Origin of the sequence: Caulobacter sp. DWR3-1-2, from assembly GCF_049896225.1 — a bacterium.
Lineage (GTDB): Bacteria > Pseudomonadota > Alphaproteobacteria > Caulobacterales > Caulobacteraceae > Caulobacter.
Genome location: NZ_JAFCTW010000019.1, coordinates 1 through 21,481, shown reverse-complemented (window position 1 = coordinate 21,481; position 21,481 = coordinate 1). Strand labels below are relative to the sequence as shown.

The 21,481-nt window shown below is 67.1% G+C and carries 21 protein-coding genes and 1 tRNA gene; 12 read left to right on the top strand and 10 right to left on the bottom strand.

Annotated features, from left to right (window positions below):
- The first annotated feature begins 12 nt into the window (after window positions 1-12).
- From ACP696_RS19685 to ACP696_RS19675, 3 genes are all read left to right on the top strand, one after another.
- Window positions 13-1,293: a lytic murein transglycosylase gene (locus ACP696_RS19685; RefSeq protein ID WP_426044215.1), complete on the top strand. Its 1,281-nt coding sequence runs from the start codon at window positions 13-15 to the stop codon at window positions 1,291-1,293.
- A 151-nt stretch (window positions 1,294-1,444) separates the two neighbouring features.
- Entirely contained in the window at window positions 1,445-1,630 is a 186-nt protein-coding gene (locus tag ACP696_RS19680; protein ID WP_426044214.1) for a toxin-antitoxin system TumE family protein, read from the top strand.
- Window positions 1,627-1,974, top strand: coding sequence for a winged helix-turn-helix transcriptional regulator (locus tag ACP696_RS19675; protein WP_426044213.1), 348 nt, complete (start codon window positions 1,627-1,629; stop codon window positions 1,972-1,974). The genes ACP696_RS19680 and ACP696_RS19675 overlap by 4 nt, the downstream gene beginning before the upstream one ends.
- Before the next feature lie 3 nt (window positions 1,975-1,977).
- Here ACP696_RS19675 and ACP696_RS19670 read toward each other — a convergent pair whose 3' ends face one another.
- Window positions 1,978-3,318 (bottom strand): MFS transporter, encoded by a 1,341-nt coding sequence (locus ACP696_RS19670; RefSeq protein ID WP_426044212.1) that lies wholly within the window; start codon window positions 3,316-3,318, stop codon window positions 1,978-1,980.
- A 188-nt stretch (window positions 3,319-3,506) separates the two neighbouring features.
- On the opposite strand from ACP696_RS19670, the gene motA reads away from it, so the two are divergent.
- The 3 genes from motA to mnmD all read left to right on the top strand — a co-directional run bounded on the left by motA (window position 3,507) and on the right by mnmD (window position 6,745).
- Window positions 3,507-4,376, top strand: coding sequence for a flagellar motor stator protein MotA (motA, locus tag ACP696_RS19665; protein WP_426015137.1), 870 nt, complete (start codon window positions 3,507-3,509; stop codon window positions 4,374-4,376).
- 142 nt (window positions 4,377-4,518) lie between these two features.
- Complete coding sequence (locus tag ACP696_RS19660) at window positions 4,519-4,842, top strand: hypothetical protein (RefSeq protein ID WP_426032875.1); 324 nt, start codon at window positions 4,519-4,521, stop codon at window positions 4,840-4,842.
- 82 nt (window positions 4,843-4,924) lie between these two features.
- Complete coding sequence (mnmD, locus tag ACP696_RS19655) at window positions 4,925-6,745, top strand: tRNA (5-methylaminomethyl-2-thiouridine)(34)-methyltransferase MnmD (protein WP_426044211.1); 1,821 nt, start codon at window positions 4,925-4,927, stop codon at window positions 6,743-6,745.
- A gap of 66 nt (window positions 6,746-6,811) precedes the next feature.
- Here mnmD and ACP696_RS19650 read toward each other — a convergent pair whose 3' ends face one another.
- The 3 genes from ACP696_RS19650 to cpdR form a co-directional block, all read right to left on the bottom strand.
- Window positions 6,812-8,044: an OmpA family protein gene (locus ACP696_RS19650; protein WP_426015142.1), complete on the bottom strand. Its 1,233-nt coding sequence runs from the start codon at window positions 8,042-8,044 to the stop codon at window positions 6,812-6,814.
- A gap of 422 nt (window positions 8,045-8,466) precedes the next feature.
- Window positions 8,467-8,541: transfer RNA gene (locus ACP696_RS19645), tRNA-Val, on the bottom strand.
- Between the two features lie 109 nt (window positions 8,542-8,650).
- Window positions 8,651-9,007, bottom strand: a complete 357-nt coding sequence (cpdR, locus tag ACP696_RS19640) for a cell cycle two-component system response regulator CpdR (RefSeq protein WP_426015143.1) — start codon at window positions 9,005-9,007, stop codon at window positions 8,651-8,653.
- 177 nt (window positions 9,008-9,184) lie between these two features.
- Between cpdR and ACP696_RS19635 the strand changes: the two genes are divergently transcribed.
- The 3 genes from ACP696_RS19635 (at window position 9,185) to ACP696_RS19625 (ending at window position 15,256) form a co-directional block, all read left to right on the top strand.
- A complete protein-coding gene (locus tag ACP696_RS19635) occupies window positions 9,185-10,105 on the top strand; it encodes an N-formylglutamate amidohydrolase (protein ID WP_426031858.1) in 921 nt (306 codons plus the stop codon).
- Window positions 10,106-10,855: 750 nt separating this feature from the next.
- A complete protein-coding gene (typA, locus tag ACP696_RS19630; RefSeq protein WP_426015147.1) occupies window positions 10,856-12,688 on the top strand; it encodes a translational GTPase TypA in 1,833 nt (610 codons plus the stop codon).
- A 174-nt stretch (window positions 12,689-12,862) separates the two neighbouring features.
- The gene (locus tag ACP696_RS19625; RefSeq protein WP_426044210.1) at window positions 12,863-15,256 is read left to right on the top strand and encodes a putative bifunctional diguanylate cyclase/phosphodiesterase; all 2,394 of its coding nucleotides are present in this window, start codon (window positions 12,863-12,865) and stop codon (window positions 15,254-15,256) included.
- 66 nt (window positions 15,257-15,322) lie between these two features.
- On the opposite strand, the gene ACP696_RS19620 is transcribed toward ACP696_RS19625, so the two are convergent.
- Window positions 15,323-15,580, bottom strand: a complete 258-nt coding sequence (locus ACP696_RS19620) for a GlsB/YeaQ/YmgE family stress response membrane protein (protein ID WP_426044209.1) — start codon at window positions 15,578-15,580, stop codon at window positions 15,323-15,325.
- Between the two features lie 204 nt (window positions 15,581-15,784).
- The gene (locus ACP696_RS19615) at window positions 15,785-16,552 is read right to left on the bottom strand and encodes an SDR family oxidoreductase (protein ID WP_426015153.1); all 768 of its coding nucleotides are present in this window, start codon (window positions 16,550-16,552) and stop codon (window positions 15,785-15,787) included.
- Between the two features lie 165 nt (window positions 16,553-16,717).
- On the opposite strand from ACP696_RS19615, the gene ACP696_RS19610 reads away from it, so the two are divergent.
- Window positions 16,718-17,191 (top strand): SRPBCC family protein, encoded by a 474-nt coding sequence (locus tag ACP696_RS19610; RefSeq protein WP_426015154.1) that lies wholly within the window; start codon window positions 16,718-16,720, stop codon window positions 17,189-17,191.
- 9 nt (window positions 17,192-17,200) lie between these two features.
- On the opposite strand, the gene ACP696_RS19605 is transcribed toward ACP696_RS19610, so the two are convergent.
- Complete coding sequence (locus ACP696_RS19605; RefSeq protein WP_426015156.1) at window positions 17,201-17,953, bottom strand: extensin family protein; 753 nt, start codon at window positions 17,951-17,953, stop codon at window positions 17,201-17,203.
- 122 nt (window positions 17,954-18,075) lie between these two features.
- Here ACP696_RS19605 and ACP696_RS19600 point away from each other — a divergent pair, with 122 nt between their 5' ends.
- A complete protein-coding gene (locus ACP696_RS19600) occupies window positions 18,076-19,452 on the top strand; it encodes an MFS transporter (protein WP_426044208.1) in 1,377 nt (458 codons plus the stop codon).
- On the opposite strand, the gene ACP696_RS19595 is transcribed toward ACP696_RS19600, so the two are convergent.
- From ACP696_RS19595 to ACP696_RS19585, 3 genes are all read right to left on the bottom strand, one after another.
- Entirely contained in the window at window positions 19,449-19,715 is a 267-nt protein-coding gene (locus tag ACP696_RS19595; protein ID WP_426044207.1) for a DUF86 domain-containing protein, read from the bottom strand. The genes ACP696_RS19600 and ACP696_RS19595 overlap by 4 nt on opposite strands.
- A gap of 72 nt (window positions 19,716-19,787) precedes the next feature.
- The gene (locus ACP696_RS19590; RefSeq protein WP_426044206.1) at window positions 19,788-20,078 is read right to left on the bottom strand and encodes a nucleotidyltransferase family protein; all 291 of its coding nucleotides are present in this window, start codon (window positions 20,076-20,078) and stop codon (window positions 19,788-19,790) included.
- A 116-nt stretch (window positions 20,079-20,194) separates the two neighbouring features.
- Window positions 20,195-20,785, bottom strand: coding sequence for a TetR/AcrR family transcriptional regulator (locus tag ACP696_RS19585; protein ID WP_426044205.1), 591 nt, complete (start codon window positions 20,783-20,785; stop codon window positions 20,195-20,197).
- A 42-nt stretch (window positions 20,786-20,827) separates the two neighbouring features.
- Here ACP696_RS19585 and ACP696_RS19580 point away from each other — a divergent pair, with 42 nt between their 5' ends.
- A complete protein-coding gene (locus tag ACP696_RS19580; RefSeq protein WP_426015165.1) occupies window positions 20,828-21,298 on the top strand; it encodes a DUF4188 domain-containing protein in 471 nt (156 codons plus the stop codon).
- Window positions 21,299-21,481 lie beyond the last annotated feature (183 nt).

Below are 21,481 nucleotides of genomic sequence, written 5' to 3'. Positions count from 1 at the left end.
TAGCCTGCCGTCATGGATAGACGCGTTTTTCTCGTTCTGCTGTTGGCGGGTTGCGCCGACACCTCGACCAACGCTCCGTTGTCGCCTTCGACCGCCGCACCGACGCCGCTTGGCCCCGCCCCCATGCCGCCCGCGCCGAAGCCGGTGACGGCGGGCGGCGACATCAATTTCGACGCCTGGCTGGCCGCCTTCAAGCAGAGGGCCTTGGCCGCCGGCCTGAGCCAGGCCCTGCTCGACCGCGAACTGAACGGCGTGACGCCCGATCCCAAGGTGGTGTCGCTGGATGGCAGGCAGCCGGAATTCTCCAAGCCGGTCGGCGACTATATCAAAGGCGTGATTAGCGACGACCGCGTGGCCGTGGGCCAGGGCAAGCGCGAAACCCTGACCTTCCTGCCGGGCGTGGAGAGCCGCTACGGCGTGCCGCGCGACATCCTGCTGGCCGTCTGGGCCATGGAGTCGGCGTTTGGCAAGCTGCAGGGCAGTTTCGACGTCGTGCGCTCGATGGCCAGCCTGGCCGCCGACGGGCGCCGCCGGACCTGGGCCGAGGGCGAGTTGATCGCCGCCCTGAAGATCATCGATTCAGGCGAGGCCACCCGCGCCCAGCTGCGCGGCTCGTGGGCCGGGGCCATGGGCCAGACCCAGTTCCTGCCGTCCAACTACCTGACCACCGCCGTCGACAACGACGGTGACGGTCATCGCGACATCTGGGGCAGCGACAGCGACAGCCTGGCCTCGGCCGCCAACCTGCTAAAGAAGGGCGGCTGGAAGCCCGGCGTCGGCTGGGCCAAGGAAGTCATCCTGCCCGCTGGCTTCGACTACAGCCTGGCCGAGGGGCCGCGCGAAATCCCGTCCTGGTGGGAAGCGCTGGGCGTGCGGCGCGCCGATGGCCTGCCCTGGACGGCCGCCGACGCCGCCTCGCCCGCCGGCCTGATCCTGCCGGCCGGGGCGGCGGGTCCGGCCTTCCTGGCCCTGCCCAACCATTTCGCGATCCGCACCTACAACAACTCGACGTCCTACGCCCTGGGGATCGGCCTGCTGGCCGACCGCTTCGCCGGCGGCGGGCCGCTGGTTGCATCCTGGCCGGTCGAGACGCCGCTCTCGCTGGCCGACCGGATGGCCGCCCAGATCGCCCTCTCCCGCCTGGGCTTCGACCCCGGCCCAGCCGACGGCGTGATCGGGGCCGGCACCCGCAAGGCCCTGCGCGCCTGGCAACAGGACCGCCGCCTGCCGGCCGACGGCTACCTGTCGTCCGACATGGTGGCGCGGCTGAAGGCCCAGGCGGGGATTGGCTAAGCATCCGTTGGAGTAATCGACAACAGGCCGAACTGTTGGCATAAAGTCCAACATGAAGGCGGAGTTGCTCCTTCGCGAACGTCACCTGCTTGCTGGCGCCGCTTTTGTGGAGATGCGGATTTAACGTGTAAGCCGACCGGCGCCCGGGTCGATGCACGATTTCCAACACGCGCTGGTCTACGTGGTCAGTGGCGTCTGCGCGCATCGCTATGACAACGAGGCCGGCAAGGGCGATCACAGGCACGAAGGAGAGCGTGAACAGGTCTACGCCTTCAGGTCTCCAGAGCACCTTCTGGCTGACTTCTGGAACGCGGTCGATGCGTGGAGGCCCCAATGAACACCGTGACCCTTTCCATCGGCTTGCGCGAAGACGTCAACCGACGCGCCCTGGGGGCGTTCGAGGGCAAGCCCCAAGGCGCGCGAATTTCGTTCGCCTCAACCGACCTTCTTTGGAGCACCTTGACCCGAAAACGCTGGGAGATCCTGCGAGCCATGATGGCTCAGGGCGCTATATCGATCCGCGAGGTCGCTCGCCGCGTCGGGCGTGACGTCAAGGCGGTACATGGCGACGTGCGGGCCTTGATCGCAGCGGGCGTCATAGAGAGCGCTGCCGGCGGCGGCGTGATCTTTCCCTATGACGCGGTTCACGTTGACTTCACGCTCGAAGCGAGCGCGGCGTAGGCCTCAGTGCGGCCCCGTCGCGTCGATTGAGCTGGCGTCGATGACCTGGCTTTCGTCGCGGCGCTCCTGGGCCTGCTCGGCGTCGCCGACCTTGCGCATGATCGGGTCGATCAGAGCGTAGGCGACCAGGCCCGACAGGATCGCCAGGTTCAGCAGGTAGGGCGACGGATGGGCCCACTTGTAGAGCGCCACGCCCAGCACCGGGGCGATGATCACCGAAGCCCCGTTGATGGCGCTGATGGCCCCGGCCACCGCCCCCTGCTCCTCGTGCCCCACCGACAGCGAGGCGCCGGCGGTGAAGCCCGGCCGCGCGAAGCCATAGCCCAGGCTGCACAGCGCGAAAGCCACCACGAGGGTATGGTAGTCGGGCGAGAAGGCGACGATCAGATTGCCCACGGCCGCGCAGCCGGCGCCCACCCACAGCAGTTGGCGAGGCTTCAGGCGCAGCATGCGGATCAGGCCCCATTGGGCGAGCAGGCTGGCCACCGCGCCGGCCATCATCGCCACGCCCGCGAAGGCGGCGGCCTTGGCCGGCGAGATCTGCAGCTTGTCGATGACCATGAAGCCCAGGGTCTGTTGGTTCACGGTCTGGGCGCTGGCCAGGAGAAAGCCGAAGATGATGAAGGGCATGATCCTCCGGTCGTTCCAGCGCACCCGGGCGCGGGGCTTGTGGTCGGCGGTGCCTTCCCGGTCGGGGATCTCCTCCGGCTTCTCTGGCAGGCCGCGCACGACCAGCACCAGCACGATCACCGCGATCAGGGCGAACGAGAACATCGGCCCGGCCAGCGTCACCAGCGGAAAGACCAGGAACGGCGCCACGGCCGGACCGAGGATCGTCCCCAGCCCGCTGGCCGAGGCCATGGTGGCCAGGGCGTTGGTGCGGTCGGCCGGCGCGGTGCGGTCGGCGACATAGGCCTGGGCCGCGGGGTTCGAGGCCGAGCCGACCAGGCCGAAGATCGCCCGCGACAGGGCCGCGCCCGCGAACACCGCCAGCGGGACCATCAGGCCCTTCAGGCCCATGAAGATGAAGAAGCCAAAGCCCAGCATCGAGATCGCGAAACCGGCCATGCCCAGCACGACCATCGGCTTGCGCCCCCGCTTGTCGGACATTCGCGCCCAGACCGGCGACATCACGCCCCACAGCAGGGCCGACAGCGAGAAGATCGAGCTGATCAGCACGTCCGGAATGCCCACCTCGCGGCCAATGGCCGGCAGCACGGTCTGCAGGGCGGTGTTGCCGGCGGCGCTGGACAGCAGCACGGCGAACAGGATGGCGAAGGCCCTGCCCTTGGCCCGCTCATCCAGGCTGGCGTTCGCCTGCGGGTCCGGACCGGACTGCGTCATGCTCTCCCTCCCAAGCGACGCGGGAGGACGCCGTTGAACCGGCTTTGGCTCCATCGGCCGTCAAACACTTGTTAGGCGGGTGTGGCGAAAGGCGCAACATGCCCTTCTGGGAGCGCGCCTCACGCTCACCTTGGATTAAGCATTGACGGCGATGATCCGGGCGCAAGTTACCCAGGGCTCTCTTCGTCATGTTCCAGATCATCGGCATCGTCCTGCTGTTTGGCCTCGTGTTCGGCAGCTTCATCATGTCTGGCGGCAAGATGGACGTTATCATCGAGGCCGCCCCCCACGAGCTGATGTGTATTCTCGGCGCGGGCATCGCCTCGTTCCTGATCTCGAACTCGATGACGGTGATCAAGGCCACCGGCGGCGGCTTCGGCAAGATCTTCAAAGGCCCCAAGTGGAAGACCAGCGACTATAGCGACCTGCTGAGCCTGCTGTTCCTGCTGACCAAGACCATGAAGTCCAAGGGCGTCATCGCCTTGGAAAGCCACATCGAAAAGCCGGGCGACAGCACGATCTTCCAGCGCTATCCGAAGATCACCAAGGACCACTTCGCCGTCGATTTCATCTGCGACACCCTGCGGATGATGACCATGAACCTGGAAGATCCCCACCAGGTCGAGGACGCGATGGAGAAGCAACTCGAGAAGCATCACCACGAGGGCCTGGCCCCGGCCCACGCCCTGCAAAGCCTGGCCGACGCCTTGCCTGCCCTGGGCATCGTCGCCGCCGTGCTGGGCGTCATCAAGACCATGGGCTCGATCACCGAACCGCCCGCCGTGCTGGGCGCGATGATCGGCGGCGCTCTGGTCGGCACCTTCCTCGGCGTCTTCCTGGCCTATGGCATGGTCGGCCCATTCGCCACGCGCCTGACGGCTGTGGTCGATGAGGAAGGCTCGTTCTACAAGATCATCCAGGCCGTCCTGGTGGCCCATCTGCACGGCAACGCCGCCCAGATCAGCGTCGAGATCGGCCGTGGTAATGTTCCGACCCCCTCGCAGCCGAGCTTCCTGGAGCTGGAGACCGCGCTGCAGGCCATTCCCGCCGAAGCCTGATAACGGGCGCACATGACGATCACGCAGCGATCACGGATCCGTGAATTCTCTGCTTGCCCCTGCGTTCGAACTGATGTTCTGTGATCACAGGACGCGGCCCCAAGGCCGCGTCAGCGAACACAGCAGTCGCAAGGGAAGCCCCATGACCACCAAGGTTCTCCGCACCATCCTGATCGCCGGCATGGCCGTCTCGGCCCTGTCGCTCGCCGCCTGCGGCAAGAAGGAAGAGGCCGCCGACGCCTCGACCGCCGCGGCTCAAAGCGCCGCCGCCTCGGCCAGCACCGCCACCGACGCCGCCGCGACCGCCTCCGGCGCCGCCGCCGACGCCAACAAGGCCGCCGCCGACGCCGCCGCCGCTCCGGCTGGGGCCGTCGACGCCACCACCGCCGCCGAAGCGCCGGCCGCCGGCACGACCACCACCACGACCACTGTCGAGAAGAAGACCGAAGCGCCGGCCGCTCACTAAGCCTAAGCCTTTCAAGGCTTTCGGAAGGGCCGTCCGCGAGGGCGGCCCTTCTTCTATGGGCCGCTCTCGCTATAAGGCAGGCATGAGCGAGCCCGCGCCCTCCCCCGACTCTCCGCTCGTCTGGCGCGACGACGGCATGCCGCTGTCAGCGCTGTACGGCGACGTCTACTTCTCCAGCGCCGACGGGCTGGCCGAGACCCGGGCGGTGTTCCTCGAGGGATGCGGCTTGCCAGCCGCCTGGGTGGGACGCGATCACTTCACGGTCGGCGAGCTGGGCTTTGGCACCGGGCTGAACATCGCCGCCCTGCTGGACCTGTGGCGGCGGGAAAAAGTGGCGGGCCAGCGCCTCCACATCTTCTCGGTCGAGGCCCACCCGATCACCCGCGACGAGGCGGCCCGGGCCCTGGCGGTCTGGCCGGAGCTGGGCGAAGCGGCCCAGGTGCTGCTCGACCATTGGCCCGGCGTGGCGCGCGGTTTCCACCGCGTCGACCTGCCCGGCTTCGACGCCACTTTCGACCTGGCGATCATGGATGTCGAACAGGCGCTGGCGACCTGGGACGGCGCGGCCGACGCCTGGTTCCTCGACGGCTTTTCGCCCGCCCTCAACCCCGCCATGTGGCGCGAGGAGATCATGGCGGCCGTCGCCGCACGATCGGCGTCCGGCGCGCGGGCCGCCACCTTCTCCGTGGCCGGCGCGGTGCGGCGCGGCCTGGCCGCCGCTGGGTTCCAAGTCGATAAACGCCCGGGCTTCGGACGCAAGAAAGAGCGACTGGAGGCCAGCCTGCCGGGCGGGCCGGTCGCGGCCCCCCGCCCTCGCCGCCTGGCGGTGATCGGCGGCGGGATCGCCGGAGCGGCCTTGGCCCGCGCGGGCCGCGCCGAGGGCCTGGAGGTCTGCCTGTTTGACGACGGCCATGCGCCGGCCTCGGGCAATCCCGCCGCCTTGGTCACCCCCGCCGTAGACGCCGGCGGCGGCCTACGCGCCGCCCTGCCGGCCCAGGCCTTTGCCCGCGCCGTGGCGCTGTACGAAACCCTGCCCGAGGCCGTGATCGCCCGCGGGGTGCTGAAACTGCCCGCCGCCCCGCGCGATGAGGCTCGCCACGCCGTCGTGTCCGAGCAGGACCTGTTCGAGCCTGGCGCCATGGCCTTGTTGGACGCCGACGCCGTCACCGCGCGCCTGGGCGAGCCCGCGCCGGGCGGCTTGCTGATGACCAGCGCCCTGGTGGTGGAGCCGGCCCGCGTGCTGGACGCCTGGCGTGGCGCGCTGACCGCAACCTTGGTCGCTCGCATCGACCATGACAACGCGACCTGGCGGTTGTTCGACGTCGACGACCGTTGCCTGGCGCAAGTGGACGCGGTGGTCCTGGCCGGAGGCGCCGGGCAGGCCCGGCTATGGCCCGACGCGCCGCTGCGGCCCATTCGCGGTCAGACCAGTTGGACAACCGGCCCGGCCCCAGCCCCAGCCACCGCCCCAGACCCCGTAGCCTTTGGAGGCTACGCGACGCCGACCCGCGAAGGCGTGCTGTTTGGCGCCACCCATGATCGTGACGACCTTGGAACCGAGATTCGCGCCGTCGATCACGCCCGAAACCTGGAGGCCCTTTTCAAGGGCTTGCCGAAGCTGGCGGCCAGGCTGGATCCAGCGACGTTCGAGGGGCGCGCGGCCGTCCGGGCCACCACCGCCGACCATCTGCCCCTGGCTGGCGCGGTTCCGGACGCGCCGACGGGGCTTTGGGTCATGGGCGGCCTGGGTGGGCGCGGCTTCTGCCTGGCGCCTTTGTTGGCCGAACATCTGGTCGCCCGGATTCTCGACGTGCCCTCGCCCCTGCCTCGCCCCCTGTCGGCGCTCATCGAGCCGGCCCGATTTTCATCGCGACAGGGCGTTGGCGAACGCCAAAGCCCCTGACGATCGACCAAAGAAAAGGGCCCGGCGTCGCCGCCGGGCCCTCGACTTTAGTCCTGATCGCGATCTTTAGAAGTTGATCGAGATCGTGGAACGGCGGTTCAGCGGTTCCTTCACACCATCGCCGGTGGCGACGGCGGGAGCGCTTTCGCCCTTCCAGTCGACGGCCAGGGTGGTGGCCGCGACGCCGGCGCCGACCAGACCGTCAGCCACGGCCTTGGCCCGGCGTTCGGAAAGCTTGGCGTTGTACTTCGGCGAACCCGAGGTGTCGGTATGGCCAACCACGGTGATCTTCGTGGCGTTGCCGCCCTTGGCATAGTCAGCCGCCTGGCTGATCACGGCCTGGGCTTCCGGCGTCAGCACGTACTGATCGAACGGGAAGTAGACCACGAACTCCCTGGCTTCGTACGCAGCAGCCGGAGGCGGCGGCGGCGGGGGAGCCGGCATTTCAGGCGGGGGCGGGGGGGGCGGGGGCGGCGGGGGCGGCGGGGGCGGCGGCGGCGAGCCGAAGGTGTAACGGACGCCCAGGGTGATCGAGGTGTCCTTGTACTTGCCGCTGAAGGTGCCGACATCGGTCACCGAACCACCAGCCACGGGGCTGACGTTCGAGGTCACCGAACCCCATTGCAGGTCGTCGGTCTCCAGGTAGCGACCCGTCAGGTCCAGGGACCAGTTCGGAGCGAAGTCCCAGGCGACGCCCAGCAGGCCTTGATAGGCCAGGGCCTGGTCGACGTCGTCGAAGCTGGTGTTCTGGATTTGCGCGGTGGTGACGGGCGTGACGGCCCGGCCAGCTTGCTGGCCATAGACCTTGTTATGAACCCAGGCCGTACCGACGCCCGCCCCGATGAAGGGGTGGAAGCTGGAGTCGGGCATGAAGTCATAGATGACGTTGGCCATCAGGGTGGTGGCCTTCAGCTCGCCGTTCGGTTCGCCGCAGGTCGGGTTGGCCACGGTGCGGATCGGGCCGGCGGTGCACAGACCGATCGGCTGAGGACGACCGGCCGAACCCTTGACGCCGGAGATGTCGCCGCTGCGATAGCCGTATTCGCCTTCGACCCGCCAGTTGGGGGTAAAGCGATAACCGATGCGGCCAAAGCCCGCCCAGTCGTCGTCGGCCGAGAACGTCCATTTGTAAGGTTGGCCGTCTGTGGCGTTGACCGACGAAGTCGCCTTGACGCCGTCGGTCATGTGGTACCCGACGTCGCCGGCGACGTACCATCCGCTCAATGCACTTTGGGCGGAGGCGCCTGACGCGGCGCAGAGCGCAAGCGTCGCGACACCTGCCAGCAACCGGATTTTCATGATGTGAACCCTCTAGATGAATGTCTTGAAGCCGACAGGAGCAGCTTCAAGACGACAAACGCGCCAAGTCAGGAAATAGGTGTGGCCGATCCGCCACAACGGCCTCTATTTCGTCGAGATTGCGACTTTGCAGCCTGCAACTCCCGCCGACCTTGAACCGAACCGGCGAAATCAGAGACTGAATTCTTGATCCCCGCGCCGTGAACTCTAGATTTTGACGCCGCTTCAACACGTGAAAACGCCAAATTCCCTGAGTTTCGCGCAAAAGAAGCGCTGCAGACGGCAGAATGCTAAAGCACCAGACCGGAAATGGTTACGCCAACGGTCAGAGATTTAAAGTGCGCCTGCTGCGGAACCATTCGCGGCCGAGCAGATTCGTCCGTGCACGCAAGGCCCGACAACAACGCAATCTTGGGAGGAGATGGTGGACGCGACAGGGATTGAACCTGTGACCCCCTCGATGTCAACGAGGTGCTCTCCCGCTGAGCTACGCGTCCGCCAAAGCGGCCCTGGAGCGCTCTAAAAGCGTCCCGGGCGGGAAGGTGTGGGGGTATAGCGGCGGCTTCTGGATCGCGCAAGCCGCCTTACTTGCCGCCTGGGAAAATTTTAGGCGGCCATCATCTTTTCGACTTCGGAGACCAGGTCGCGCAGGTGCACGGGCTTGGACAGGACCTTGGCGCCGGCGGGTGCGCGGTCCTGCGCCGAGAGGGCCACGGCGGCGAAGCCGGTGATGAACATGATGCGCAGGGACGGATCACGAGCGGCGGCCTGGCGGGCCACCTCTATGCCGTCCATGCCGGGCATGACGATGTCGGTCAGCAACAGGTCCCAGGGGGTGTCCAGGTGCTGGACCGCCTCTTCGCCGTCGGCGCAGGCCTGGACCTCGAAGCCAGCCCGCTCCAGGGCGCGGGCCAGGAAGCCGCGAAGGGAGTCATCGTCTTCGGCGAGGAGGATGCGGGCCATGCGGTCAGTTTCCGGGCGAACGTCGGGATTGGAAAGGAGGAATCTAGAGAAGGACGGTAAATCGCGAATGAATTACCGCCGACCGTCCACAGTTAAAGCCTGGGCGGCCGGTCCTGTCTCTATAACGCTGCGGCCTTGTCGTTTGACCCCGGCGCGCAGGGCCGCGACAATAAGTCCATGACCGCATGGGAGCAGATCGCTTCGAAAACGCCGGCGACGGCGGAGCATGGCTTTTCGCCGGCCTTCGAAGTGTTGCGCGCCGCGCCCGAGGGTCTGCCGCCGCCGACGCCCCTGGTCTTCGCCTCGCCCCACTCGGGAAAGCTCTATCCGCCCGAGATGATGGCCGCCGCCCGGCTGGAGGCTCGCGAGTTGCGCGGCTCCGAGGACGCTTTCGTCGATGACCTGATCGGCGGCGCGCCGGCCCTGGGGGCCAATGTGATCCGGGCCCGGCTGGCGCGGGCCTATGTCGATTGCAACCGCGACGCCTGGGAATTGGATCCCGCGATGTTCGAGGACGAACTGCCCGACTTCGCCCAAGGCCGCACGGCGCGGGTGGCGGCCGGACTGGGGACGATTGCCCGGGTGGCCGGCGAAGGCCGCCCGATCTATGCCCGCAAGCTCACCTTCATCGAGGCCAAGCTCAGGATCGACACCGCCCACCGCCCCTATCACGACGCGCTGGATCGCCTGCTGGCCCAGGCGCGCAACACCCACGGCCTGGCGGTGCTGGTCGATTGGCACTCCATGCCGGCGGCGGCGGCGCGCGGCCACCGGGCGCGCGGCGGCGGCCCTTGCGACATCGTGCTGGGCGATCGCTTCGGCGCGGCCTGCTCGCCCAAGATGACCGGGCTGATTGAAAGGGCGCTGGAGACGCTGGGCTATCGCGTCGCCCGCAACGCGCCCTATGCCGGCGGCTATACCACCGAGCACTACGGCCGCCCCGCCCGACGCACCCACGCCATCCAGGTCGAGATCAATCGCGCGCTCTATATGAACGAGACCACGCGCGAGCCGACCGAGGGTCTGGCGGGCCTGAAGGCGGACATCGAGACGGTGACCCGGCAGTTGGCCGCGACGGATTGGGCTGAGTTGCTCTGAAATCCTCTCTCTTAGAGAGAGAGAGAGAGAGAGAGAGAGAGAGGCCCATCGCGCAGCGATGGGAGGGTGAGAGGTTACACCCTCTCAGACCAAGGCACCGCCTGGATGCCTTGCACAACGCGCCTACCCGCGCCGGCGTATGGATACTGGGACTGCCTTGAGATCCCGCGCCCGGCACCGGTTGATCAAATAAAGGGATCGAGCTTTTCCGGTTGGCCGTGAAACCTCTCACCCTCCCACCGCCTGGGGCGGCGGACCCCTCCCTCACTCAAAGAGAGAGGGTTTTTAGCCGCCCAGGGCACAGACCAAAAAAAAGCCCGGCTCGAAAGCCGGGCAGTTCATTAGGGAGGAAACGCCCAGGAAGGGCAGAGGCGGCGAGGCCGCCTCACAGGTTGCTTATAGGGTGCGGTGCGAAATGCATCAAGCAAAATGTTCGGCAACGCTGTCACTTTTTGTCGCACTAAAGCTTAGAAATCCTTTGTAACATAAGGTTTAGCGGACGCCGATCGCCAAGCTTCGCCATATTTCGGCGCAATGCTGCAGTGCACAATTGGTTGCGAGAGAAACGACATCCGCTCGTAACTTTCGCAAACCCCATAAAATTAAGGGGTTTGCGGCTGACACCGGTTTCCACGTCAAAGCCTTGCGCAGAGGTGGGGTGGATAAACGTCGCGCAGTCGCGTAAAAGCCGCGCGCCTGACGCGCACAGCGTCAAACCACTTCTCTTCTCCCCGAAAGCCCGCCTTCTCCATGTCCATGCGAAACATCGCCATCATCGCGCACGTCGATCATGGCAAGACCACTCTCGTCGATCAGCTTCTCGCCCAGTCTGGCGTGTTCCGCGCCAATGAGGCGACGACCGAACGCGCCATGGACTCCAATGACCAGGAGCGCGAACGCGGCATTACGATTCTGGCCAAGTGCACCAGCGTCCTGTGGAACGGTGAAGCCGGGGAAACCCGCATCAACATCATCGACACCCCCGGCCACGCCGACTTCGGCGGCGAAGTCGAACGCATCCTGGGCATGGTGGACGGCTGCGTCCTGCTGGTCGACGCCGAGGAAGGCGTCATGCCGCAAACCAAGTTCGTGCTGACCAAGGCGCTGAAGATGGGCCTGCGCCCGATCCTCTGCATCAACAAGGTCGACCGCGCTCACGCCGATCCGGACAAGGTCCACAACGCCGCGTTCGACCTGTTCGCCGCCATCGGCGCGACGGACGAGCAGCTGGACTTCCCGCACATCTACGCCTCGGGCCGCGCCGGCTGGGCGACGATGGACCTGAACGTCCCCAACGATAACCTGGCCCCGCTGTTCGACCTGATCGTCCGCCACGTGCCGGAACCCAAGCAGATCGCCAAGGTCGACGCGCCGTTTCAGATCCTGAACGTGCTGATCGAAGCCGACCCGTTCCTGGGCCGCCTGCTGACCGGCCGCATCGAGAGCGGCAAGGCCGTTCCCGGCATGGCCATCCACGCCCTGGACCGTGACGGCAAGGAAGTCGAGCGCGGCCGCATCACCAAGGTGCTGGCCTTCCGCGGCCTCAGGCGCCAGCCGGTTGACGAAGCCGAAGCGGGCGACATCATCGCCATCGCCGGCATGTCGAAGGCCACGGTGGCCGACACCCTGTGCGCCCTGGACGTCACCGAGGCCCTGCCCGCCCAGCCGATCGATCCGCCGACCATCTCGATGAGCGTCTCGGTCAATGACAGCCCGCTGGCCGGCAAGGAAGGCGACAAGGTCCAAAGCCGCGTCATCCGCGACCGCCTGCTGCGGGAAGCCGAATCCAACGTGGCCATCAAGGTCACCGAGTCCACCGAGGGCGACGCCTATGAGGTGGCCGGCCGCGGCGAACTGCAACTGGGCGTGCTGATCGAGAACATGCGTCGCGAAGGCTTCGAAGTGTCGATCAGCCGTCCGCGCGTGGTGTACCAGATCGACCCGGAAACCGGTAAGCGCCTGGAACCGATGGAAGACGTCATGATCGACGTCGACGACGAGTTCTCGGGCATCGTCATCGAGAAGCTGTCGCAGCGCAAAGCCGAGCTGAAGGACATGGGTCCGTCCGGCGCCGGCAAGACCCGCATCTCGCTGATCGCCCCGTCGCGTTCGCTGATCGGCTATCAGGGCGAGTTCCTGACCGACACCCGCGGTTCGGGCGTGCTGAACCGCGTGTTTAGCCATTATGAGCCCTACAAGGGCCCGCTCGACCAACAGCGCAAGGGCGTGCTGATCTCCAACTCGGACGGGGAAACCGCCGCCTTCGCGCTGTGGAACCTGGAAGATCGCGGCGTCATGTTCGTGGGCGCCGGCGAGAAGACCTATCTGGGCATGATCATCGGCGAAAACGCCCGGGGTGATGACATGGACGTCAACCCGATGAAGGCCAAGCAACTGAACAACATCCGCGCCTCGGGCAAGGATGAAGCCGTCCGCCTGACCCCGCCGCGCCGCATGACCCTCGAGCAGGCCATCGCCTACATCGAGGAAGACGAGCTGGTGGAAGTGACGCCCAAGAACATCCGCCTGCGCAAGCAGGTGCTGAACCCGTCGTTCCGCAAGCGTCGCGTCAAGGAAGAATAGTCGGTTCCCGGAGCATTCCGGAGCAGACGATCAAGAAGGCCGCCGCCCTCCGGGGTGGCGGCCTTTTTCATGCGTCCAATGGTCACGGCACGATTAACCGGGGCTTCAGAGACCATCAGTAGGCTGCCGGCACGGGATGGGGGGCATTCCGGATCTCGGGGCCGCACATTGCGCATGACCACTCTCACCTCGATGGTCCTCGGAGGACCCGGCCGCCTGGTGTCGCGACTGATTCCACCGGTCCCCGAGGCTATCGCCGGCCGCGTTCGCATGGAGCAACTTCAGAGCATCCTGCGCCTGACGCCGGTCATGATGAGCGCCAATATCGTCAACGCCATTCTGGTCTGCGTGGCTGGCTTTGGCGGCTACCACCGTAACGCCCTGATCCTCTGGACCGCCGTGGTCATCGGCTACGCCCTGCTGGGCCTGCGCGGCTGGACCGCGGCTCAACGCCGCAAGGGCGGCAAGAACACCGTGTCGGCCCGAGGCGCGCGGCGCGTGGCGCTGCAAGCGGGCCTGCTGGGTTGCCTGTGGGGCCTGCTGCCGATGTTCGCCTTCGACGACACCGCCGGCATCCACATGAGCATGCTGATCGTGGCCCTGATGGCCGGGATGATCGGTTGCGGCGCCTTCGCCCTACTGACCCTGCCGATGGCCGCCCTGGCCTATACGACGCCGCTGGTGGTCGGCTCGCTGTTCGTGCTGCTGACCAGCGGCCAGCCCATCCTGCTGGCCTTGGCGGGCCTGCTAATCTTTTGCTACCTGGTCGTGGCCACCTCCTGCCTGTTGCACGCCAAGGTGTTCGTCGAGCGGTTCGTCACCAGCGAGGAACTGGAACGCCAGAAACAGGTCGTCAGCCTGTTGCTCAGCGACTTCGAGGAAGGCTCCAACGACTGGCTGTGGGAAATCGACGCCACCGGCGACCTGACCTATGTGTCCGAGCGCATGGCCGAGGCGGCCGGCGTGACGCGCGACTCGCTGATCGGCCGCAATGTCGGAAGCTTGGGCGCAGAGCTGGCCGAGGTGCCGGACGGCCTGGCCGCCACCCTGTCGGGTCTGCTGACCGACCAGAAGGGTTTCCGCGACGTGTCGATGACCATCGTGGTCGATGGCGCGATCCACTGGTGGTCGCTGACCGCAAAGCCGATCCACGATGTGGACGGGCTCTTCACCGGCTTTCGCGGCGTCGGCGCCGACGTCACCCAGGCCCGCAAGGACCAGGAGCGCATCCGCCGCCTGGCCCATTACGACGTTCTGACCGGCCTGCCCAACCGCCTGTCGTTCCTGCAGGCTCTGGGCGGAGCCTGGAGCGCCGACGGCGAGACCACCGGCTGCGCCGTGCTGTGTCTCGACCTCGACCACTTCAAGGGCGTCAATGACAGCCTGGGCCACCCGATCGGCGACGCCTTGCTGGTCGAAGCGGCCGCCCGCCTCCGCGCCTGCGTGGGCGACATGGGGATCGTCACCCGCCTGGGCGGCGACGAGTTCGCCGTGGTGGTGCGCGACAACCTCGACCCCGCCGCGCTCGGCGCCTTGGCCCAGGCCGTCGTCGACACCCTGGCCGAGGCCTTCGAACTGCACGAGCACCATGTGTCGATCGGCGCCAGCGTCGGCATCGCCATCGCCCCGGCCGACGCCAGCGACCCCGACACCCTGCTGAAGAACGCGGACCTGGCCCTCTACCGCGCAAAGGGCGACGGTCGCGGCGCCTATCGCTTCTTCGAGGCCAATATGGACATCTGGGCCCAGGAACGCCGGTCGCTCGAGATCGACCTCCGCGCGGCCTTGAAGAACGGCGAGCTCAAGCTGTTCTTCCAACCGCTGATCGGCGCCAAGGAACACGAGACCACCGGCTTCGAGGCCTTGCTGCGCTGGCAACACCCGCGCCGCGGCGTGGTGGGCCCCGACGACTTCATCGAATGCGCCGAGCAATGGGGACTGATCTGCAAGATCGGCGAATGGGTGCTGAACGAGGCCTGCGCCCAAGCCACCTCGTGGCCCGACCACCTGAAGGTGGCGGTCAACCTGTCGCCCAACCAGTTCGCCACCGGCGACCTCGTCGACCAAGTGCGCCACGCCCTGGGCACGTCAGGCCTGGCGCCGTCGCGCCTGGAGCTGGAGATCACCGAGGGCCTGCTGCTCTCCGATACCGCCGGCACCGTGGAGCAGCTGACGGCGCTGAAGGCCCTGGGCGTGCGCATCGCCATGGACGACTTCGGCACCGGCTATTCCAGCCTGGCCTATCTATGGCGGTTCCCGTTCGACAAGATCAAGATCGACCGGACCTTCATCGCCGAGATGTCCGAAAATCCGGCCATCACCGACATCCTGCGCACCATCACCCTGCTGGGCCGCACGCTGAACCTGGAAGTCACCGCCGAAGGCGTCGAGACCGCCGAGCAGGCGTTGATCCTCGAGGACATGCGTTGCGACCACTTCCAGGGCTATCTGTTTGGCCGGCCCATGCCCATGGCCGACATCCCCGGCTTCCTGCTGGGCAATACCGCCCAGCGGCTGCGGCGCGAAGTGCTGGACGACGCGGCTGCGGTCGCCGCCCGGGCAAGCTAGAATATCAGACGGTTGTCATCCCGGATCGGCGCGCTGAACGCTTGTCCGGGATGACACTCTTGGAAGCTAGATCCGGCGCCGGCCGCTAAACAGGCCGAGGATGAACAGCAGCACGATCGCCCCGATGGTCGAGACGACCAGGCTGCCAATCCAGCCCATGAAGTGAATGTTGAACATGCTGGCCAGGAACGCGCCGATCAGCGCGCCCACCAGGCCAACGATCAAGTTGGTGATCAGTCCGTGACTGCGGCCCATGATCTGTTCGGCGATCCAGCCGGCGAAGATGCCGATGATAATCGCGCCAATAAAGCCTACGCCGCTCATGTCAGTGTTCCCTAACAGCCAAGTTCGCCTGCCAAATGCCTGGCGGGCGACGATGGTTGCGTGTCAGCCCGCGTATCGACGTGAAGGGCGACGCTCAGGCCTGGCCGAAGCCGGGCTACGCCGATCTGATTCGGAGCAAAACGATGCGCGTCGGCGGGCGTTGAACCCGCTTGGTGAAGTGTCCGGTGGTGTTGTCGGGGACCTCTAGATGGTCGCGCCGCCGTCCACCACCAGGGCCTGGCCGGTCATGAAGGTTCCCGCTTTCGAGGCCAGGTAGACGGCCGCGCCGGCGATCTCGTCGGGCTCGCCGATCCGGCGCAGCGGCACGCCCTTGGTCGCGCGCTCCAGGGTGGCCGGATCGTCCCACAGGGCCTTGGCGAAGTCGGTCTTGATCAGGCCCGGCGCGATGCAATTGACCCGCACATTGTCGGGCCCAAACTCGTGCGCCAGGTTGCGGGCCAGCTGAAAGTCTGCGGCCTTGCTGATATTGTAGGCGCCGATGATGGCGTTGCCGCGCAGGCCGCCGATCGAGCTGATGATGATCACCGCGCCGTCCTTGCGCTCACGCATCTCCGGGGCGACCATCGAGATCAGCCAGTGATTGCTGATGATGTTGTTGTCGAGGATCTTGCGGAACTGGTCGTCGGCGATCCCGGCCAGCGGACCGTAATAGGGATTGGACGCGGCGTTGCAGACGCAGATGTCAATCTTGCCGAACGCCGCGCGGGTCTCGTCGACCAGCCGCTGCAGGTCTTCCTTGGCCGCGATGTTGGCGGGCACGGCGATAGCGGTTCCCGCGCCATGCCTGTTGTTGAGCGCCGCGGCCACCTCGTCACAAGGCCCGGCCTTGCGCGACGAGATCACCACCTTGGCGCCATGCTCGGCCATCCGCTCGGCGATGGCCTTGCCAATGCCGCGTGAGCTGCCGGTGATGATCGCCACCTTGCCGGTCAGGTCGAAGAGGGTGGTCATGGCGATGGCTCCCAGGGCTTTCAAAACGATCGTTTGAATTGCCCATAGATTGGCCCTAGGCCAGCCCACCGGTCAAGCATCGACGAAATTTGCCGCCTCCGATGTCGGAGCCGAGACGCGCCGGCCGTCCTTCGGGCACAACACTAAAAATCCCTGGAGAGCGTCATGACCACCGACAACGCCAGCGACCGCGAACTCGTGCTGACCCGCGTCATCGACGTCCCTGCCGACAAGCTTTTCAAATGCTGGACGACGGCGGAACTGCTGCCCAAGTGGTTCTGCCCGCCGCCCTGGGTCGTGTCGCACGCCGAAATGGACGTTCGCACCGGGGGCAATAGCGTGATCACCATGAAGGGGCCGAACGGCGAAGAGGTCGTCAATCCAGGCGTCTATCTGGAGGTGGTCGAGAACCGCCGCATCGTGTTCACCGACGCCTTCACCTCGACCTGGGTTCCGTCACAAAAGCCCTTCATGGTCGGTATCGTCGAGTTTGAAGACCTGGGCGACGGTACGACCCGCTACACCGCCACCGCCCGCCACTGGACCGTCGAGGATCGTCAGACCCACGAGGCCATGGGGTTCAAGGAAGGCTGGGGGATCGCGGCCGATCAGATGACGGCGGTCGCGAAGACGTTGTAAGGCGGCGCCTCAGGCGCACTTGTTCCAGCCGGCCATGTCGAGGTGGAAGTGGTCGTGATGCTGGGCGTTGTAGTCGGGGCTCAGCGTGGTCAGGAACACCCGGCAGGCTCCATCGCGCACCCGGTGCAGGAACTGCCCCTTGGGCCCGGGATCGTTCCAGTCGCGGGCCACGTACACCGTCTGGCCGTCGGCGAGCTTGAAGCCTGCCAGGTCGATCGCGTCGGCGCTGGCGTGCTCGCTGACCGGTCCCTCCGCCTTGCCGTACATGCGCCGGCACGAATAGGTGCCGTAGTGCTCCATCGACACTACACCCTGGCCCAGCACCTCATAGGCGGCCGGCTGGACCACCTGGCGCTCCCAGATCGACAGGGCCAGGGCCTCTTTACAAACCATGGGCGCATCTGTCGGTGACAGGGGCGCCATGCCGCTGTCGATGCGCAGGGCGTCGCGCACCACGCAGAACCCGCCATCGGTCTTTTCCGGCAGGTCCGCATAGGTCAGGCCGGCCTTGCGCAGGATGGCCCGACAGATCACCGGATCGCTGCCCGCCCGCGCCGCCTTGATCCGCGTGGCCATGCCCACCGGATCGACCACGCTGAGCGGCTTCCAGGGCAGGTGCTGGCGCGCGATGCTGCGATCGGCCACCAGGGCCATGATCAGCACCAGGACCCAGAGCAGGACGAGCGCCGTCAGGCCCGCCAGCCTGTTCTGGTGGCGCGTGCGATGCTCGACACGCGGATGGCGCGGGACGCGATAGGCCATGGGCGGGGGGGCGCTCGAAGGGTTAATGTTGCACCCAAGCATGACCACGGCGTGCGGTTCAACCGCCAAGGCTTGGCTAGGCGATCCCGAGAGGGCATGTAGCGCCTCCCTGGAGGTCCTTGATGCCCACGCCGAACAGTTGGCGCGCCCTGCTCAACGCCGAGCTGGCGCCGCGCTTCGCCCTGCTGTGCCTGGGGATCTGGCTGAACGCCGCCGACACCCTGGTGACCGTGACGATCATGCCCAGCGTGGCGCGCGAGATCGGCGGCTACCAATATTTCGGCTGGTCGATCGCCGCCTTCCTGCTGGGCTCGATCCTGGCGGGGGCCTGCGCCGGCAAGCTTTCGATCCGCCTGGGACTGCGCAACGCCACCGCCTTGGCCGGCCTGCTCTACGCCCTCGGCTGCGCCATGGGCGCGCTGGCCCCGGACTTTTTGACCTTCGTGGCCGGCCGCCTCGTTCAGGGCCTGGGCGCGGGGGCGATCGTGTCGCTGTGCTATGTGGCGATCAGCGCGATGTTCCCCGAGAGCCTTTGGCCCCGCGTCTATGGCGCGATCGCCGGGGTTTGGGGGGCGGCGACGCTGCTCGGTCCGCTCTGCGGCGGGCTGTTCGCGCAGGCGGGCTTCTGGCGCGGGGCGTTCTGGCTGTTCGTGGCGCAGGGCGTGATCTTCGTCGGCGCGGTGCTGGTCATGGTTCCAGCCGCGCCCAAGGCTCCGACGGGTGGCCGAATCCCCGGACGCCAGCTGGCCCTGCTGGTGGTCGGCGTGTCGCTGATCGCCGCCGCCGGGGTCGTGCCGGGACATCTCACCGCCGGCCTCTGCGCGCTCTTCGGCGTGGCGGCCCTGGCGGCCCTGCTGCTGGTCAATGGCCGGGCCGAGGACCGCCTGCTGCCCCGCGCCGCCGGCGACCTGACCACCGCCACGGGGCTGGGCCTGATGGTGATCTTCTTCTGCGAGGCGGCGACGATGGGCTTCTCGGTCTATGGCCCGGCCTTCATCCAGGCGCTGCATGGCGCCAGCCCGTTGCTGAGCGGCTATGTGATCGGGGCCATCGCCGCCGGCTGGACGGGCTTCTCGTTCGCGGTGGCGGGGCTGAAGCCCAAGCACGAGGGCCTGGCCATCCGCCTGGGCGCGGCGATCATCGCGGTCGGCGTCGCCTGGGGCGCGGTCGAGATGGTGCGCGGCGGGCTCTGGGGCGTGGTGGCGTCGATGTTCACCCTGGGCGCGGGCTTCGGGATCTGCTGGGCCTTCCTGGCCAAGCGGGTGATCGGCGGCGCGCCGGAGGGCGAACAGGCCCTGGCCTCGGCCGCCGTGCCCACCACCCAGCTGATCGGCGGCGCGGCCGGCGCGGCGGCGGCCGGGGCGCTGGCCAATGCGCTGGGGTTCGCCGGCGGGGTGACGCCGGCCAGCGGCCAAGCCCACGGCCTATGGCTCTTCGCGGCGTTCGCGCCGCTGGCGCTGGTGGGACTGGCGGCGGCTTGGCGGCTGGGGCGGGACTAGGCGTCCGAGAGGGTGATCCTTGCGACCGCCTCCGCGAGCGGATCGAGTTCAACGACCACGATGGACCAAAGAACCGAGAAGCTGAGATCATCGTAGCCGTGGGCGATGCGGTGACGAAGATTGATCGCGTCGCGCCAGTCGGCGTCCGGCGCCAGGGCTCGAACCGCTGTAGAAATCTTGGAAGCGTTTTCGCCGATGGCCAGCAGGTTCATGGCCACGGCGTCGCAAGCCATGGGATCGGCCAGAAAAGCCGGCTGATCCATGTCTCGCGTGTGTAGAGCCGAATACGCCCGATCGCCTGAAGCATGCGCGACAGATAGAGACTGTCGGCGGGATCACGCAAAGACGGCCTCGTCCATCACCCGTGCCTGGATCAGTTCATGCAGGCCGTCCGGGGTGACCAGATCGACGGGCCGTCCGAACAGAGCGGCGAGATCCCGCTCCAACCGGAAGAAGCCAAAGCCCGGAAGCGTGGCGGGCCCGTACTCCACCAGCACATCGACGTCGCTATCGGGCCCCGCCTCGCCCCGCGCCGTCGAGCCGAACACGCCGACCCGCTGGACGCCGTAACGATCCAACAGCGGCTTGGCCGCGCGCAATCTGGCCAGGGCGTCTTCGAGGGTCATGCCGAGACGTATAGCACGAAAGCGGAACGGGGCATTCGGTCCGGAAAGTAACTGCAGAATGCGTCGGCCAAGGCGATGTAAAGCCTTTTGCCCGTTTCGCAGCGGCGAGGATCCCCTCACGGTAACAGTCGCAGCACCCGCGCCGCCATGGCTTCGGCGACCTCCGCCGAAGCCGGCAGCCGGCCGTCGACGATCAGACCCGCCAGGCCGTGCACCAGCGACCAGCAGGTCAGCACCAAATCGTCTCGCCGCGCCGTGTCGGCCTGCGGATAGGCGGCGGCGACCGCGCCGCGCAGCGCGTCCAAGGCCGGGGCGCTATCGCGGTCGAGATGCTCCAAGGCCACTGCCTTGGTGATCAACGGCCCGAACATCAGCCGAAACAGCGCCGGCTGGTCATGGGCGAACCGCACATAGGCGACTCCCTGGGCGATCAATCCGGACCTGGCGTTCGGGGCGGCGGAGGTGGCCTGGTTCAACCGCGTCTCGAACTGCCGAAAGCCGTCTCCGGCCACGGCGGCCAGCAACGCGTCCTTGTCGGCGAAGTGGCGGTAGGGCGCCATGGCCGAGACGCCGGCCTCCCGCGCCACGCCGCGCAGCGACAGTTCGGAGGGCCCCATCCGGGTCAGCAACGTCTCGGCGGCCGCAATCAGGGCCGCGCGTAGATCGCCATGGTGATAGGGGGCCTTTGATGTTGACAGCGTACACATCCCGTCGCTATGTATACGCCATAAACATCAGGAGACGGCGTGATGCAATCCCAGGCCTCCACCGCCATGACGCGCGTCTCGGTCGATCTCTCGGCCTATCCCGACCTGGTGGTGATCTATCTGGGCATCCGCCTGAACCGCTGGCGCGGCCTCAAGGCCATGGTCGGCATCGGCCCGGACCTCAACCAGATCGTCCGCCACAAGCCAGACGGCCTGTTGGCCCACGAAAACCTGGTCTACGGCCTCAACCATTTCGGCATGCGGCAATATTGGCGCGACATGGACAGCCTGGAACGCTTCACCCGCAGCGCGCCGCACAAGACCTGGTGGCGTGACTTTCTCAAGGACGGCCAGGGCGTCGGCTTCTGGCACGAAACCTACCGGCGCAACGGCGGCATGGAGGCGATCTATCTCGACATGCCGCCCACCGGCCTTGCCCTGTTCGCCCCGCCCCTCGCCCCCGTCGGCCCGTTCATGACCGCGCGGGCGCGGGTGGAGGCCGGTGTCAGGTGAAGAACACGCTCTTTCAAGCCAGACCGGCGCAACGCCGACCCCGTGTTCCAGGGGCTCCCGAAATGAGTGTGTGGGCGGTCTCAACCGGTCATCGCAACGGCTATGGATTGTAGCGGTTGAGGCGAGGTTGGGATGGGTCGTCGGGTTCGGTTGACGGATGGGCAGCGTCGGGAGCTCTGGGCG

What these genes read in the sequence shown, in the direction of transcription:
- ACP696_RS19625 (WP_426044210.1), top strand. Translation starts at nt 12,863, where the DNA reads ATGACCACTCTCACCTCGATGGTCCTCGGAGGACCCGGCCGCCTGGTG.
- ACP696_RS19635 (WP_426031858.1), top strand. Translation starts at nt 9,185, where the DNA reads ATGACCGCATGGGAGCAGATCGCTTCGAAAACGCCGGCGACGGCGGAG.
- ACP696_RS19650 (WP_426015142.1), bottom strand. Translation starts at nt 8,044, where the DNA reads ATGAAAATCCGGTTGCTGGCAGGTGTCGCGACGCTTGCGCTCTGCGCC.
- ACP696_RS19615 (WP_426015153.1), bottom strand. Translation starts at nt 16,552, where the DNA reads ATGACCACCCTCTTCGACCTGACCGGCAAGGTGGCGATCATCACCGGC.
- ACP696_RS19680 (WP_426044214.1), top strand. Translation starts at nt 1,445, where the DNA reads ATGCACGATTTCCAACACGCGCTGGTCTACGTGGTCAGTGGCGTCTGC.
- ACP696_RS19660 (WP_426032875.1), top strand. Translation starts at nt 4,519, where the DNA reads ATGACCACCAAGGTTCTCCGCACCATCCTGATCGCCGGCATGGCCGTC.
- ACP696_RS19620 (WP_426044209.1), bottom strand. Translation starts at nt 15,580, where the DNA reads ATGAGCGGCGTAGGCTTTATTGGCGCGATTATCATCGGCATCTTCGCC.
- ACP696_RS19595 (WP_426044207.1), bottom strand. Translation starts at nt 19,715, where the DNA reads ATGGATCAGCCGGCTTTTCTGGCCGATCCCATGGCTTGCGACGCCGTG.
- ACP696_RS19590 (WP_426044206.1), bottom strand. Translation starts at nt 20,078, where the DNA reads ATGACCCTCGAAGACGCCCTGGCCAGATTGCGCGCGGCCAAGCCGCTG.
- ACP696_RS19585 (WP_426044205.1), bottom strand. Translation starts at nt 20,785, where the DNA reads ATGTGTACGCTGTCAACATCAAAGGCCCCCTATCACCATGGCGATCTA.
- ACP696_RS19605 (WP_426015156.1), bottom strand. Translation starts at nt 17,953, where the DNA reads ATGGCCTATCGCGTCCCGCGCCATCCGCGTGTCGAGCATCGCACGCGC.
- ACP696_RS19685 (WP_426044215.1), top strand. Translation starts at nt 13, where the DNA reads ATGGATAGACGCGTTTTTCTCGTTCTGCTGTTGGCGGGTTGCGCCGAC.
- ACP696_RS19675 (WP_426044213.1), top strand. Translation starts at nt 1,627, where the DNA reads ATGAACACCGTGACCCTTTCCATCGGCTTGCGCGAAGACGTCAACCGA.
- ACP696_RS19600 (WP_426044208.1), top strand. Translation starts at nt 18,076, where the DNA reads ATGCCCACGCCGAACAGTTGGCGCGCCCTGCTCAACGCCGAGCTGGCG.
- motA (WP_426015137.1), top strand. Translation starts at nt 3,507, where the DNA reads ATGTTCCAGATCATCGGCATCGTCCTGCTGTTTGGCCTCGTGTTCGGC.
- typA (WP_426015147.1), top strand. Translation starts at nt 10,856, where the DNA reads ATGTCCATGCGAAACATCGCCATCATCGCGCACGTCGATCATGGCAAG.
- ACP696_RS19610 (WP_426015154.1), top strand. Translation starts at nt 16,718, where the DNA reads ATGACCACCGACAACGCCAGCGACCGCGAACTCGTGCTGACCCGCGTC.
- ACP696_RS19580 (WP_426015165.1), top strand. Translation starts at nt 20,828, where the DNA reads ATGCAATCCCAGGCCTCCACCGCCATGACGCGCGTCTCGGTCGATCTC.
- ACP696_RS19670 (WP_426044212.1), bottom strand. Translation starts at nt 3,318, where the DNA reads ATGACGCAGTCCGGTCCGGACCCGCAGGCGAACGCCAGCCTGGATGAG.
- cpdR (WP_426015143.1), bottom strand. Translation starts at nt 9,007, where the DNA reads ATGGCCCGCATCCTCCTCGCCGAAGACGATGACTCCCTTCGCGGCTTC.
- mnmD (WP_426044211.1), top strand. Translation starts at nt 4,925, where the DNA reads ATGAGCGAGCCCGCGCCCTCCCCCGACTCTCCGCTCGTCTGGCGCGAC.